The organism is Yoonia sp. (genome assembly GCF_014859355.1).
Lineage (GTDB): Bacteria > Pseudomonadota > Alphaproteobacteria > Rhodobacterales > Rhodobacteraceae > Yoonia.
In genome coordinates this window covers 1-14,001 of record NZ_JACUUJ010000009.1, presented here as the reverse complement: position 1 = coordinate 14,001, position 14,001 = coordinate 1, and the positions used below count along the sequence as shown (strand labels likewise).

The following is a 14,001-nucleotide window of genomic DNA, read 5'->3' as shown; positions in this document are numbered from 1 at the left end:
CCATGGACGGTTTCACACTGGTTGACGCAGGCGTCGCGGTCATTATCGTTATATCGGGCGTGCTGGCCTATAGTCGGGGTTTTGTGCGCGAAACCATGGCCATTCTGGGGTGGATCGGCGCGACGGTTGTGGCCTTTTTGTTAGCTGATCAAGTGGAACCGCTGGTGCGCCAGATCCCTGTGCTGGGCGATTTTATTGGTGATAGCTGCGAATTGGCCATTATCGCTGCCTTTGCTGCTGTTTTTGCGGTGGCACTTGTCGTGGTGTCGATCTTTACACCATTGTTTTCGACGGTGGTGCAACGCTCTGCGCTTGGCGGGGTGGATCAGGCGGCAGGCTTCATGTTCGGCGTATTGCGCGGCATCCTTTTAATTGCCTTGGCTTTCTTCGTTTATGATACCGTCTTTTCTGGTCAGGCTTTGGCGCAGATCGACAACAGCCGCTCGGCGAGTGTTTTTGCCGAACTGACAGCGCGGATCGAAGCTCAAGACCCCGAACAGGCGCTCGGCTGGATTACGCAGCAATATCAGCAGTTGGTTGACACCTGTGGAGAACCTGCCGCCCAACCCGTGCTGCAATAACCCCCGTCACGGGCGCGATGGGCCTGTTTTGGCCAGGTTGGGTTGATCCTTTCGTGACTCGCCGCTTCTGACGGATTAAGGAGGGGGCAGCTTAACCCCTCGGATTCGGAGCTTTCCCTTGTTCCCAGACATGCCCCCTGCCCATCCATTCGACGATGATAAACTGCGGGAGGAATGTGGCGTCTTTGGCGTGGTTGGCGTGACCGACGCGTCGAACTTTGTAGCCCTTGGCCTGCATGCCTTGCAACATCGCGGGCAAGAGGCGGGCGGCATCGTCACACATGACCCGGAGACCGGGTTCCATCAGGCCCGCCGCATGGGTCTTGTGCGCGACAACTTTACATCAGCCAGCATGATGGCCCGCCTGCCCGGCCCGATCGGTATCGGGCATGTGCGTTATTCCACGGCCGGCGACAAAAGCCAGCAAACCGCAATCCGCGATGTGCAGCCTTTTTTTGGCGAATTTTCAATGGGCGGCGCAGCGATTGCGCATAACGGTAATCTGACCAACGCCCTGCGGTTGCGCCGCGAATTGATCGAGCGCGGGTCGATCTTTCAGTCTTCATCCGACAGTGAATGCATCATCCACCTGATGGCGCGGTCCATGGGACGGTCCATCGTTGACCGCATGGAAGAGGCATTGCGCAAGGTCGAGGGCGCGTTTTCCATCGTCGCCATGACCCGCACGAAACTGATCGGCTGCCGCGACCCGCTGGGCGTGCGCCCGCTGGTGCTGGGCCGTTTGGGCGATGGGTGGGTGCTGGCTTCGGAAACCTGCGCGCTGGATATCATCGGCGCGGAACTGATCCGCGAAATCGAACCCGGTGAACTGGTGGTGATCAACGCCGATGGCGTCGAAAGCCACTTTCCGTTCCGAAAGGCCAACTCGCGGTTCTGCATCTTTGAACACGTCTATTTCAGTCGCCCTGACAGTATTCTGGGTGGGCGGTCGGTTTACGAAACTCGCGAAAACATCGGCCGGGAACTGGCAAAGGAAGCGCCGGTTGACGCCGATTTGGTGTGCCCCGTCCCCGATAGTGGCACACCTGCCGCAATCGGATATTCGCTGCAATCGGGCATTCCTTATGCCATGGGGATCATCCGCAACCAATATATGGGGCGCACTTTTATCGAACCGTCGGAAAGCATTCGCAACATGGGTGTGCGGCTGAAACTGAACGTGAACCGCGCCTTGATCAAGGGCAAGCGCGTCATCCTGGTTGACGATAGCGTGGTGCGTGGCACGACCAGCCGCAAGATCAAGGAAATGATCCTTGATGCCGGTGCCGCAGAGGTGCATTTTCGCATCGCGTCCCCACCAACCGCATGGCCCTGTTTTTACGGGGTAGATACGCCCCAGCGTGAAAAGCTTTTGGCCGCAACCATGACAGAAGACGAAATGCGCGATCACTTGCAGGTGGACAGCCTGAAATTCATCTCGCTCGATGGGCTCTACCGTGCTGTCGGCGTGGCCGAAGGGCGCAACAATAAGTCACCGGCCTATTGTGATGCGTGTTTTTCGGGTGAATACCCCGTCGCGCCATCGGATATGATCGAAAAAGGGTTTCAAGCAAAAACGGCGGCGGAATAACCCTTGACGACCGTCATCTATCATAATCCTGCATGCGGCACCTCGCGCAATGTCTTGGCGATCATCCAATCGACGGGCGCTGCACCCACTGTGATTGACTATCTGCAAACCGGCTGGAGCCGGCCGCAATTGCTGGGCCTGTTCGCCGCAGCCGGACTGACACCGCGGACCGCCCTGCGGACATCAAAATCACCCGCCGCCGATTTGGGCCTGCTGGACCCCGCGGTCAGCGATGATGCGCTGCTGGATGCCATGGTGGCCCATCCCGTGCTGGTAAACCGCCCCATTGTCTGTAGCCCCAAAGGCGTGGCCCTGTGCCGCCCGTCCGAGGCCGTGCTAGCCCTTTTGGAAACCCCACCGACCCTTCCGCTTTTTGAAGAAGACGGCACGCTGATACTGGACGTCAACGGTGCGCCACCGGCGTATTAACGCCGATCGACGTCCCGGTGATTCAAGGCGGGTTTTGTTTCGCCGTCAGGTCTGGCAAAGGCGCTGAGAACAGTGCAGAGCAGTTAAATTTCATGTCACAAACAACACCCGCCTGCGTCGCCGAACGTGCAACCTTGCCCGGGGCCCTGCCCCTCAATGGCCTGACTTTGATCGGGATTTTTACCTTGCAAGACGGACCTGCGGCATTGCTGCGGTCATCAAACGGCCAGATCGCACGTGCCACACCGGGGACTGCGGTGCTGGGGGTGACGGTCACAGCGATCAGCGCGGCGACCGTGATGCTGGTGGACCAGACGGGAACCAGCCACGCGCTTGCGGTGCCGGGGCAGTGACAACACCCTCTTGACCTTGTCTCCGGTTCGGCACATCAGCGCGCGTATGACACAGATTGCATTGATCACGGGTGCCTCTCGGGGCTTGGGCGCGGCTTTGGCTAAGGCGCTGGTGCCGACGCATCACATCGTCGCTGTTGGCAAAACGGTCGGCGCGCTGGAAGAACTTGATGACGCCATTCAGGGGCTTGGCGGTCAGGCGACACTGGCGCCGATGGACATCACCGTCGATGCCGCAATGCAACAGTTGTGCCGGGGGATTTTTGACCGCTGGGGCAAGCTTGATCTGTGGCTGCATACCGCCGTCCATGCGGCCCCCCTGGCCCCTGCCGGACATATCGGCCCCAAAGACCTTGCCAAATCTATCGCAATCAATGTCGAAGCCACGGCACGGCTGATTTCTTATGTCGGCCCGTTACTGGGGCAAGGCGGGCACGCCGTCTTTTTTGATGACCCGCGGGGCGGGGCGCAGTTTTTCGGGGCCTATGGGGCCACCAAAGCCGCGCAGATCGCGCTCGCGCGCAGCTGGCAGGCCGAAAGCCAGCGAACCGGGCCCAAGGTCACAATTCTGGAACCGGCCCCGATGCCCACAGCCACCCGCGCGCGGTTCTACCCCGGCGAAGACCGCAGCGCCCTGACCGACCCAGCCACCGAGGCGGCGCGCCTGCTGCCACAAATCCTGCAGGCCTAGCCCGGTTCTGAGTCCTTTGCGCCACATTGGCAAAAAGGCCACAGGAACCAGCGCACGCCGGCTTGCCGCAAACGGCCAGCTCGCCTAGTTACAAACTAGCAAAAAAGGGCATTTCATGCGCATTCTCATCACCAATGACGACGGGATCAATGCACCGGGGCTAAAGGTGCTGACGGCAATCGCACAGGATATTGCGGGGCCCTATGGCGAAGTGTGGACAGTGGCCCCCGCGTTCGAACAATCCGGCGTTGGCCACTGCATCAGCTACGCCCGCCCGACGATGATCGCCGAACTGGGCGCGCGGCGCTTTGCTGCCGAAGGATCACCCGCCGATTGCGTGATGGCCGGCATCTATGACGTGATGAAGGATGCGCCCCCCGACCTGATCCTGTCTGGCGTGAACCGGGGCAATAATGCTGCGGAAAACACGCTGTATTCCGGGACTGTCGGCGCCTGCATCGAAGGCGCGCTGCAAGGCGTGCGGTCGATTGCGTTGTCGCAGTTCTTTGGCGATGACAACAAGGATCTTGATGACCCGTTCGAGGCAGCCACGATCCACGGTGCGGCCACTGTGCGGGCCTTGTTGCAAGATCAATTATGGGATGATGCAGATTACCAGATTTTCTATAACGTCAATTTTCCGCCGGTTCCGGCCGCACAGGTCAAGGGTATGGCCGCAACGACCCAAGGTTTCCGGCTGAACACAAGGTTCCGCGCCGAGGCACAGACATCACCCACGGGGCGCAAGTTCCTGTGGCTGCGTGGCGGCCCCCAGCACGAACCCACTGCCCCCGGCACCGATGCAGCGGCCAATCTGGATGGATATATCTCGATCACGCCGATGCGCGTGGACCTGACCGATTACGACATGGTTGCCATCCTGCAGGATGCACTGAATTGACCTATGATGCGGCCACCAAAATGCAGTTCCTTTACGCGCTGCGCAGCAAGGGCGTGACTGACGCCCGCGTGTTGACTGCGATGGAACAGGTGGACCGCGCCGATTACGTGCGCGGCACATTCGCCGACCGCGCATATGAGGACATGCCGCTGCCAATCGCCTGCGGGCAGACGATCAGCCAGCCTTCGATCGTCGGGATCATGACACAGGCGCTTCAGATCACGCCGCGCGACAAGGTTCTGGAAATTGGCACCGGATCAGGCTATCAGGCGGCGATCCTCAGTAAACTGGCCCGCCGCGTCTATACGGTGGACCGTTACCGAAGGCTTGTGCATGCGGCACGCGCGATCTTTGAGGCGGACAACATTGCCAATATCACCGCATTTACCGCCGACGGCAGCTATGGGTTTGCCGAACAGGCCCCGTTTGACCGGATTTTGCTGACCGCCGCCGCAGAAGACCCGCCAGGCCCCCTCTTGGCGCAATTGCGGATCGGGGGTATCATGGTGCTGCCAGTCGGTCAGTCGGATACAGTGCAAAGCCTGATCCGCGTCACCCGACACGAAGGCGGCTTTGACTATGACGAATTACGCCCGGTGCGTTTTGTGCCCTTGCTAGAAGGGTTAGGGCAAGACTAGACAGGCAAAAGCATGACCCCGGCCAACAAGGGGCGGCTACAAAAGAGGAGCGGCAAGATGGCCCAAGGGCAAAAGACACCGACAAAGACAGTGTTTCTGGCCAGTGTGGCGCTGATCGCGCTTGGCGCTTGTGCGGATTTCGATCCAGACCTGCGCGGGATAAGCAACGGTTTTGACACCAGCGGGGCGGTGCGCGACATGCCCAACCGTCCGCGCCCCGATGCGCGCGGTGTCATTTCCTATCCAACCTATCAGGTCGTCGTCGCCCGTCAGAATGACACGATCCGAGGCATTGCCATTCGGCTTGGGCTGGATGTGAACGAACTGGCCGCCTACAACGGGATCGAACCCGATGTGATCTTGCGGCGGGATGAGGTGATTGCCCTGCCAACCCGGCTGAGCGACCCCGCTGCGACTGCAAACACCGTGACAGGTCAGCCGCTTGATATCGCGGCAGTTGCGACGGGTGCCCTTGATCGTGCCGGTGCCAGCAATACGGTCGTCACAGCCACGCCGCTTGATCCGATTGCGGCAACGGCGGCCCCCATCGCCGCAACACCGGCACAACCAGAGCCGATCCGCCATCAGGTGCAGCGCGGTGAAACCGTTTTCGCCCTGTCGCGGCTTTATAACGTGCCGGTGCGCACGATTGCCGAATGGAACGGGCTGGACAGCGAATTCACAGTGCGGACAGGGCAGTTCCTGCTGATCCCGCAGGGTCAGACAGGCGCGCCGCCCCCCCGCCCCATCGAGGCTCCCGGCGCGGGGTCGGTCACGCCCGTGCCCCCCAGCGCGGCAACGCCACTTCCCAATGAAACGCCGTCAGCCCCCCTACCCGCCAGCGCCACCCCGCCAGCGCCCGATCTTGGCGCGCCCAGTGCCGCATCATCAGCAAGGTTCAGCCAACCGGTGCAGGGCAGCATTTTCCGCGGTTACGCCCCCGGCACGAACGAAGGAATTGATATCGCGGCCCCTGCCGGCACCGATGTCAAAGCCGCCGATGCAGGCGAAGTCGCTGCCGTCACAACCAACACCAGCGGCGTGGCGATTGTAGTGGTCAAACACAGCGACGGATTGCTGACAGTCTATACCAATATCGACAGGTTGACGGTAAACAGGGGTGACACGGTTTCGCGTGGCCAGACGATTGGCAAGATCCGCGCCAGCGATCCGTCATTCCTGCATTTCGAAGTGCGCCGTGGGCTGCAAAGCGTCGATCCGACGGATTTCCTGCCCTGAATGTAGGGTGGATCATGACCCACCTTACCCGATCGACACTCCCCGCCTGCCTGCCAGATCGGTAAAATATTGCCACGCCACGCGGCCTGACCGGCTGCCACGCGTGGCCTGCCATTCGATCGCCTCGGCCCGCAGGGTGGCGTCGTCGATATTCACGCCGTGCGCATCGCAATACCCGCGGATCATCGCCAGATACTGATCCTGATCGCAGGGATGAAAGCCAAGCCAAAGCCCGAAACGATCCGACAGCGATACTTTTTCCTCGACCGCTTCGGCGGGGGAAATGGCGTTGGAGCGTTCGTTTTCGATCATGTCACGGGGCATCAGGTGGCGGCGGTTCGACGTTGCATAAAGCACCACATTATCCGGCCGCCCTTCGATCCCGCCATCCAGCACGGCCTTGAGCGATTTGTAATGCGCATCGTCATGGCCGAAAGACAGATCATCGCAGAACAGGATAAAGCGTTCAGGCGCACCGCGCAGCAGGTTCAGGCAACGGCCAATAGTTGGCAAATCCTCGCGCTGGACCTCGACCATTTTCAGGCCCGGATATTCCACCTGCAAAGCGCCGTGCACTGCCTTGACAAGGCTTGATTTTCCCATGCCCCGCGCGCCCCAGAGCAGGGCGTTATTGGCAGGCAGGCCGCGCGCGAATTGTGCGGTATTGCCCATCAGCGTGTCGCGCGACCGGTCCACGCCCACCAACAGATCGACGTTCACGCGGTTGACCCGTTGCACCGGCACCAGACGATCCGGATCAGGATGCCAGATAAAGGCAGAAGCTGCCGTAAGATCCGGGGCTTTTGCCGGCGCTGGGTTCATCCGCTCTAACGCCTCGGCGATGCGGCGCAGGGTTTTCCTGGTCACGCCTTGTGGTCCTCGTCATCCATCGCGCCGTCGCCGTGCAGGTCATCATCCCACAGGCCCTCTGCGCGCAGTTTTGCCTCGCGGATCCGTTCCACACGGGCGACCAGTTGGATCGACACCTCGTAAAGGCCGTAAACCACAACGAACAGGATCACCTGGCTAATGACATCGGGCGGCGTGGCAAGGGCGGCCACGATCAGGATGCCGACCATCGCATATTTACGCGTGCCGCGCAGGCCACGTGCCGAAACCAGCCCTGCCTTGCCCATCAGGGTCAGCAGAACTGGCAGTTGGAAGCACAGCCCAAAGGCCACGATGAATTTGATCGTCAAATTCAGATAGGCCTTGGCCGACCCCTGAAACAGGATCCCCGCCGCCTGCGTGCTGCTGTCTGTGCCCTCAAACAACGATCCGGGTTGTTGGAACCCAAGGAAGAACCCAAAGGCCAGCGGCGTAATGATGTAATAGGCAAATGCCGCGCCCAGAAAGAACATAAAGGGCGACGCCACCAGAAACGGCAGGAACGCGCCCTTTTCGGACTTGTAAAGCCCCGGTGCCACGAAACGCCACAATTGATAGGAAATAAACGGAAAACCCAGCGCCAATCCACCCAAAAGCGAGATGGAAATCGCGACAAAGAAACCTTCTTCCAATGCGATAAACTGCAAATCACAGCTTTGCCCGCGCGACGCCAGCGCATCGCACAACGGATAAGTCAGAAAGTTGAAAACCGGGTTCCAGATGGTGAAACAGATCACCATCCCGATGATGAATGCCAGCACGGCCTTGATCAGCCGGCTGCGCAGTTCGGTCAGATGTTCGATCAGCGGCGCGGCGCTGTCTTCCAGATCGTCAGAGGCACTCATGCGTCACCTTTGGGCGGCGTTTCGGGGGTTGCCTCGGCCGGGACGGAAGCAGCCGTTTCGGCGGCGGCCTCGCGGGCCTTGCGGTCAGTTGCGGCCTTGGCCATGCCTTCGCTCATCTTCTTTTTAGCCGCCTCGCGTTCCTCGGACAGAGCTTGGGTCGCCGGGCCTTTGGTCATGCCCGTGGCCTCTTTCAGCTTATCAACGCCAAATTTCTGCGGGTTCGCTGCTGATTTCAGCGTCTTGGCCATATCCTTGACGCCCGCTTCGTCGGCGGCGGATTCCATTGCGCGGGAAAATTCACGCGCCATGCCACGGGCCTTGCCAGTGAACTGCCCCATCGTGCGGAACATGCCCGGCAAATCTTTTGGCCCGATCACGATCAGGGCCACGATGCCGATCAGCACCATTTCGCTCATGCCAAGGCCGAACATCCGCAGATTACCTTATAAAACGCCGGTTCAGGCTTTGTCTTTTTCGTTTTCGGGTGTCACGTCACGGGCGTCAGCCATGCTGTCGTCCAATTCTTTCTTGCCGTCATCCACGCCTTTTTTGAACGCGGTAATGCCTTTGCCGACTTCGCCCATCAGGCTGGAAATCTTGCCGCGCCCGAACAGGACAAGCACCACGACTGCAATCAAGAGAAGGCCGGGAAGACCGATATTGTTGAGCATTTCTATCTCCTCTGATGGGGATTGGCCCGCCATCTATCATTCTGTGTTTTGACAAATAGTCCTGCCGCCCCCCCAAGGGAAGATATAAAACACAGTCACACATGTTCAAATCACCCTTTTTTGCAAGGGTTTATGATAGTAAATGTCAATAACTTGTCAGTTGTCAGAAAATTGGCAAAACTTGTCACAACCTGAAAGGAATCATATGCGCCGCGCCGACCGATTGATGCAACTGATCCAGATCCTGCGCGACGGGACATTGCACAAGGCAGCCAACCTTGCCGCGGCGACCGATGTGTCCTTGCGCACAATCTACCGCGATATGGAAACGCTGGCCGCGTCTGGCGTCCCGATCGAAGGCGAACGCGGCGTTGGCTATCGTGTCACCGCCGCGATCACCCTGCCACCGCTGAACCTGACCATGACAGAGGTCGAGGCGCTGCATCTGGGCCTTTTGGCCGTGCGTGAAGGCGCCGACGCGGAATTGTCAGCCGCCGCAGCGCGCCTGTCGGCGAAACTGGATGCCGTGATGCCCGAAAACCGCAGCCGCGCGCCGCAGGGTTACGGGCTGGCCGTCTATCCCTTTGCCGATGCCGCGCGCGGGTTTCAGCACTTGCCCAGCCTGCGGCAGGCGATCCGCACCCGTCAGAAACTGGCGCTGACGATGAACAGTGCAGAACGCACGGTGCGCCCGCTGCAACTGGATTATTGGGGGCGGCTGTGGACCTGCGTTGTCTGGTGCGAAAAATCCCGCGATTTTGATGAAATCCGCGTGGATACAATCAGCACTCTGCGGATCCTGCCCAGTCTTTTCGTGAACGAGGCAGGAAAATCCCTAACAGATTTCAACGCGCGTCAGCAGGGTCAGGCTGGTCGTTAATACCCCAAGACCTTGCGCAACATGTTCAACGCCACAACGATCAGGAACACCCCGAATATCCGCTTGAGCGGCTTTGGGTCCAACCGGTGCGCCAGTGCAGCCCCCCAAGGGGCTGTGATCAGTGTCATGGCAATCACCAGCCCAAAGGCCACCAGATTAACCGCACCAATGCTGAACGGCGGGGCGTTTTCGACTGAAATCAGCATGAAACCAATCACCGACGGCACGGCAATTGTCACACCAAACCCGGCTGCAGTGGCGACGGCCCGGTGAATGGGCACATTGTAAAGCGTCATCAACGGCACCCCGAATGACCCGCCACCAATTCCCAGCAAAACCGACAGAAAGCCGATGACCGGCGCCACAGTGGCCCGCACGCCCCCACGTGGCATTTGCACACCCAACCGCCAATCCGCCCGGCCAAAGGTGATATAGATGCCGATCGCAAACGCCAGCCCCGCGAAAATGACCTGCAACACCTCTGACCGCAGGGCAGCGGCGGTCAACACACCCAGCCCTGCACCAATCACGATCCCCGGTGCCCATGTTTTCAGGATATCCCATTCCACCGCCCCCTTGCGGTGATGCGCCAGCACCGACCGGACCGATGTCACAATGATCGTCGCCAGCGAGGTGCCAAGGCAAAGCTGCATAAGTTGCGGCCCGTCATGGCCCAACGTGCTGAAAACATGGAAAAACGCAGGCACAAGAATGATACCGCCACCGACCCCCAGCAGCCCGGCCAGAACACCCGAAAAGGCCCCCACAGCCAGCAGCATTGCCGCCATGGCGACCAACATCGACAGGTTATCCATAAAGTCTCCTATGCGGCCAGCCGCGTCACGTGATCCAGCGCATCCAGCACCACTTGCGGGCCTGCACCATCGGCATGGGCCTGTTCGGACAGGTGCCGCCGCCAGCCGCGCGCACCGGGACGCCCTTGAAACAGCCCCAACATATGCCGCGTTATCTGGCCCAACCTGCCGCCCTCGGCAAGATGGCTTTCGATATAGGGGATCATCAGATGCACGACATCTTCGGCCGTGCGGGACAAACCACCGCCAAAGATACGCGCATCCGCATCCAGCAGGATATCGGCAGGCGTGTGATAGGCGGCGCGGCCAATCATGACCCCATCCATCCCGCGATCCAGAAACGCCACCGCCTGATCCAGCGTCGTGATCCCGCCGTTCACAGAAAGATGCAGATGCGGAAACAACCCCTTCATCGCCAGCACCAGATCGTAATCCAGCGGCGGAACATCGCGGTTTTCCTTGGGGCTGAGCCCTTGCAGCCACGCCTTGCGGGCATGAATGGATAACCGGTCCACCCCTGCCGATGACACCCGCGCGATGAAATCGGGCAAGACCACCGCGGGATCCTGATCATCAACGCCAATGCGGCATTTCACCGTCACCGGCACATCCGTTGCGGCCCGCATCGCGGCCACGCAATCCGCGACCAATGGCGCGTTTTCCATCAACACGGCCCCAAAACTGCCCGATTGCACCCGATCAGACGGGCAACCACAGTTCAGGTTCACCTCGGCATAGCCCAAATCTGCGGCAATGCGCGTGGCCTGCGCCAACTGCGCAGGGTCAGATCCGCCAAGCTGCAACGCCACGGGCTGTTCGGCAGGATCAAAATGCAAAAGCCTATCACGGTCGCCATGCAGCACCGCCGGCGCTGTCACCATTTCGGTGTAAAGCAACGTATGTTGTGACATCAGGCGATGAAAGTATCGGCAATGCCTGTCGGTCCAATCCATCATCGGTGCAACGCTCAGGCGAGAGTTGTGGACAAACCATTTTTTTATTGGCTTTTCAAGCATATATACTAGATCTCACATCGTCGCATTTGGGGCTGAAATGGCATATTTGGACGGATACATCCACCCTGGTACGCCATGGAATACCAAAAAACCACGTTTGGAATACCGAAAATGGGCACAATCATCGAACGCAAACGGGCAGATGTCACGACCGCTTACCGTGTTCAGATCATTATAAAGTCAAAAGGCCGGATCGTCCATCGCAGCTCGGAAACCTTTGAACGCCGCAGTACAGCCGAATCATGGATGAAGCGCCGTGAGAAAGAACTGAATTCCCCGGGCGGGCTGGAGGCCGCAAAGCGCAAGGTGGGTACGGTGGGCGACGTCATCAAGGATTACATCCGCGAGAAAGAAGGTGGGATGAGCCGGACGAAGACACAGGTGCTCCGGTCGATTGATCTCGGACATCCACACATCAGATTTGCAGCCAAAACACATCGTGGACTTTGCCCGCGGCCTTCGCCGTGGCGGGCGTAGCCCGTCAACAGTGCAGAACTATCTCAGCCACCTCAGTGCCGCCCTGTCGATGGGGCGCACGGCTTGGGGCTATGATCTGGATCTCAATGTGGTCGCGGACGGTGTGACGGCGGCACGTCAACTTGATCTGGCTGGCAAATCCAACAGCCGCGACCGACGCCCCAGCCTTGCCGAAATGGACGCCCTGATGACCCATTTCGCAGAGGCCAGCGCCCGCGACTCCCGCACCTTGCCAATACACAAGATCATGGCATTTGCAATCTTTTCGACCCGCCGACAGGAAGAGATTACCCTTACCACATGGGAAGATTTCAACGCGGTCAAAATGCGACAAATGGTAACCGCCCCGTTGATACCGCAGTTTACGCGGCTTGATTTTCCTTTGCAGTGGCCAGCTGCGACCAGTTCCAAGGCAGTAATTCGTCCAACCTGTTGATCTTGTGATCTTGGATGCGGTCGATGATGTCAGCGAGGTAGGCCAACGGGTCGAGGCCGTTCAGCTTTGCGGTTTCAATGACGGTCATCGCACGTGCGAGGGTTTCCGCGCCGGTATCTGTGCCGGCGAAGAGCCAGTTTTTCCGTCCTATACCAATCGGGCGCAGGGCACGTTCTGCCGGGTTGTTGTCGATGGCCACACGCCCGTCGGATAGAAACAGGCTGAAGGCCTCCTGCCGGGCGAGGCCATAGCGGAAGGCTTTTGCCAGATCGCTTTTTCCGGGGATGCGCAGAAACTGCTGTTCAGACCAGGCAAAGAAGGCCATCACCTTGGGCTGGCTGAGCTTTTGGCGCGCCGTATAGCGGATGTCGGCGGACTGGCCGTTGATATCGCGCTCGATATCATAGAACTTGCCGATCCGGTCGAGCGCCTCGCGGGCGATCTCGGATTTGGTTGAGGACCAAAAGTCGTGGAAGTCGCGCCGCAAATGCGCCCAACAAGCCGCCTCGCGCAAGCGCGGTTTGCCACCGGGTTCAGGCGCATAGAGCTTGGCATAGCCTTTGTAACCATCCGCTTGGAGGATGCCGCGCGCATCGGCCAGATGGCTAAGGACGTGCTCTTCCTTCCAGTCTGGCGCAAAGCGATAGACAGCACCGGGTGGCGATGCCCCCGCCCATGGTCGCTGGTCGCGCACATAGGCCCAGATCCGGCCTTGCTTGACACCCTTGCCAAGCCCCTTGTCGCGCAGGCTGCGATCCAGCACCCGAATGGGTGTATCATCCGCGTGCAGCAGGTCGCTGCCCATAATATCGGCCTCGATCCGTTCGATCAGCGGCTGCAGGGTCTTCATGGCCCGCCCGCACCAGCCAACAAGCGTGCTTTCGGGAATGTCCGCCCCCATGCGGGCGAAGATCTCATGCTGGCGATACAAAGGCAAATGATCGTCGAACTTCGAGACCAACACATGCGCCAGCAGGTTCGGTCCCGCCATGCTGCCCGGGATCGGACGGCTGGGGGCCGGCTCCTGCACCATCCGCTCGCAGCGGCGACAGGACTTCTTGATCCGAGCGATCTGTCTTCTCGGCAGATTGCTGCGCAATCACCTGCCAGATAACAGATCACCTTCATCTGCGCAGCGATCATATCCAGCAGTTCGCTGACATCCTCGCCCACCACACGCAGATCGCCGCCACAGTCCGGGCAGCAGGCACCGGGGTCCAGTTCACGGCGCTCGCGCGGGGTCGTATCCACGACACGCGGCCTGCGACGCAAAGCGGGCGCATCGGCAGCATCTGGTGACGGTTCTTCCTGCCCTTCGTTGATGGGTGCGTCATCTTCCTCGGCCACCGCGACCAACAGGTCTTCCAGCGCCAGTTCCAGCTGCTCGATCTCGCGCTCGATTTTTTCCGAGGATTTGCCGAAGGCCAGTTTTTGGAGCTTGGCGATCCGTAGGCGCAGAGCCTGCACCAACTGGTCATGAACCCGCAGCGTGGCAGATATCTTGGCGTTTTCTGCCTGCAATATCGCGATCATTGCCTTCAGAACGGCAG

17 protein-coding genes and 1 pseudogene are annotated in these 14,001 nt (G+C 59.7%); 11 read left to right on the top strand and 7 right to left on the bottom strand.

Annotation, left to right across the window (positions count from 1 at the left end; translation table 11 throughout):
* Positions 1-2 precede the first annotated feature (2 nt).
* The 8 genes from IBX59_RS05180 (at position 3) to IBX59_RS05145 (ending at position 6,423) form a co-directional block, all read left to right on the top strand.
* Positions 3-581 (top strand): CvpA family protein, encoded by a 579-nt coding sequence (locus IBX59_RS05180; RefSeq protein ID WP_296373113.1) that lies wholly within the window; start codon positions 3-5, stop codon positions 579-581.
* Positions 582-711: 130 nt separating this feature from the next.
* Complete coding sequence (purF, locus tag IBX59_RS05175) at positions 712-2,172, top strand: amidophosphoribosyltransferase (RefSeq protein WP_296373239.1); 1,461 nt, start codon at positions 712-714, stop codon at positions 2,170-2,172.
* A gap of 3 nt (positions 2,173-2,175) precedes the next feature.
* Complete coding sequence (arsC, locus tag IBX59_RS05170; RefSeq protein WP_296373108.1) at positions 2,176-2,601, top strand: arsenate reductase (glutaredoxin); 426 nt, start codon at positions 2,176-2,178, stop codon at positions 2,599-2,601.
* A gap of 92 nt (positions 2,602-2,693) precedes the next feature.
* Complete coding sequence (locus tag IBX59_RS05165) at positions 2,694-2,954, top strand: hypothetical protein (protein ID WP_296373106.1); 261 nt, start codon at positions 2,694-2,696, stop codon at positions 2,952-2,954.
* 46 nt (positions 2,955-3,000) lie between these two features.
* A complete protein-coding gene (locus tag IBX59_RS05160) occupies positions 3,001-3,645 on the top strand; it encodes an SDR family oxidoreductase (protein ID WP_296373104.1) in 645 nt (214 codons plus the stop codon).
* A gap of 115 nt (positions 3,646-3,760) precedes the next feature.
* Positions 3,761-4,546, top strand: coding sequence for a 5'/3'-nucleotidase SurE (gene surE, locus IBX59_RS05155; protein ID WP_296373103.1), 786 nt, complete (start codon positions 3,761-3,763; stop codon positions 4,544-4,546).
* Positions 4,543-5,184: a protein-L-isoaspartate(D-aspartate) O-methyltransferase gene (locus tag IBX59_RS05150; RefSeq protein ID WP_296373101.1), complete on the top strand. Its 642-nt coding sequence runs from the start codon at positions 4,543-4,545 to the stop codon at positions 5,182-5,184. The genes surE and IBX59_RS05150 overlap by 4 nt, the downstream gene beginning before the upstream one ends.
* 12 nt (positions 5,185-5,196) lie before the next feature.
* Positions 5,197-6,423: a peptidoglycan DD-metalloendopeptidase family protein gene (locus tag IBX59_RS05145; RefSeq protein ID WP_367119361.1), complete on the top strand. Its 1,227-nt coding sequence runs from the start codon at positions 5,197-5,199 to the stop codon at positions 6,421-6,423.
* 24 nt (positions 6,424-6,447) lie between these two features.
* On the opposite strand, the gene IBX59_RS05140 is transcribed toward IBX59_RS05145, so the two are convergent.
* The 4 genes from IBX59_RS05140 to IBX59_RS05125 are packed head-to-tail and all read right to left on the bottom strand — an operon-like array spanning position 6,448 to position 8,827.
* Positions 6,448-7,290 (bottom strand): ATP-binding protein, encoded by an 843-nt coding sequence (locus tag IBX59_RS05140; RefSeq protein WP_296373098.1) that lies wholly within the window; start codon positions 7,288-7,290, stop codon positions 6,448-6,450.
* Positions 7,287-8,156 (bottom strand): twin-arginine translocase subunit TatC, encoded by an 870-nt coding sequence (gene tatC, locus IBX59_RS05135; RefSeq protein ID WP_296373096.1) that lies wholly within the window; start codon positions 8,154-8,156, stop codon positions 7,287-7,289. Before tatC ends, IBX59_RS05140 begins: the two co-directional genes overlap by 4 nt.
* Positions 8,153-8,587 (bottom strand): Sec-independent protein translocase protein TatB, encoded by a 435-nt coding sequence (gene tatB / locus IBX59_RS05130; RefSeq protein WP_296373094.1) that lies wholly within the window; start codon positions 8,585-8,587, stop codon positions 8,153-8,155. Before tatB ends, tatC begins: the two co-directional genes overlap by 4 nt.
* A 27-nt stretch (positions 8,588-8,614) precedes the next feature.
* A complete protein-coding gene (locus tag IBX59_RS05125) occupies positions 8,615-8,827 on the bottom strand; it encodes a twin-arginine translocase TatA/TatE family subunit (protein WP_296373092.1) in 213 nt (70 codons plus the stop codon).
* A gap of 205 nt (positions 8,828-9,032) precedes the next feature.
* Here IBX59_RS05125 and IBX59_RS05120 point away from each other — a divergent pair, with 205 nt between their 5' ends.
* Positions 9,033-9,707 carry an HTH domain-containing protein gene (locus tag IBX59_RS05120; RefSeq protein WP_296373090.1) on the top strand — a complete coding sequence of 225 codons (675 nt, stop codon included), beginning with the start codon at positions 9,033-9,035 and terminating at the stop codon, positions 9,705-9,707.
* Here IBX59_RS05120 and IBX59_RS05115 read toward each other — a convergent pair.
* Entirely contained in the window at positions 9,704-10,522 is an 819-nt protein-coding gene (locus IBX59_RS05115) for a sulfite exporter TauE/SafE family protein (RefSeq protein WP_296373088.1), read from the bottom strand. The two genes, IBX59_RS05120 and IBX59_RS05115, sit on opposite strands and share 4 nt — an antisense overlap.
* A gap of 8 nt (positions 10,523-10,530) precedes the next feature.
* Positions 10,531-11,538 carry a tRNA dihydrouridine(20/20a) synthase DusA gene (dusA, locus tag IBX59_RS05110; protein ID WP_296373086.1) on the bottom strand — a complete coding sequence of 336 codons (1,008 nt, stop codon included), beginning with the start codon at positions 11,536-11,538 and terminating at the stop codon, positions 10,531-10,533.
* 75 nt (positions 11,539-11,613) lie between these two features.
* On the opposite strand from dusA, the gene IBX59_RS05105 reads away from it, so the two are divergent.
* Both IBX59_RS05105 and IBX59_RS05100 read left to right on the top strand, forming a co-directional pair.
* Complete coding sequence (locus tag IBX59_RS05105; protein WP_296373084.1) at positions 11,614-12,015, top strand: hypothetical protein; 402 nt, start codon at positions 11,614-11,616, stop codon at positions 12,013-12,015.
* Entirely contained in the window at positions 11,978-12,451 is a 474-nt protein-coding gene (locus IBX59_RS05100; protein WP_296373082.1) for a hypothetical protein, read from the top strand. Before IBX59_RS05105 ends, IBX59_RS05100 begins: the two co-directional genes overlap by 38 nt.
* Here IBX59_RS05100 and IBX59_RS05095 read toward each other — a convergent pair.
* Positions 12,378-14,001 (bottom strand): annotated as a pseudogene (locus tag IBX59_RS05095) (IS66 family transposase); the annotation flags it as partial. The gene IBX59_RS05100 and the pseudogene IBX59_RS05095 overlap by 74 nt on opposite strands.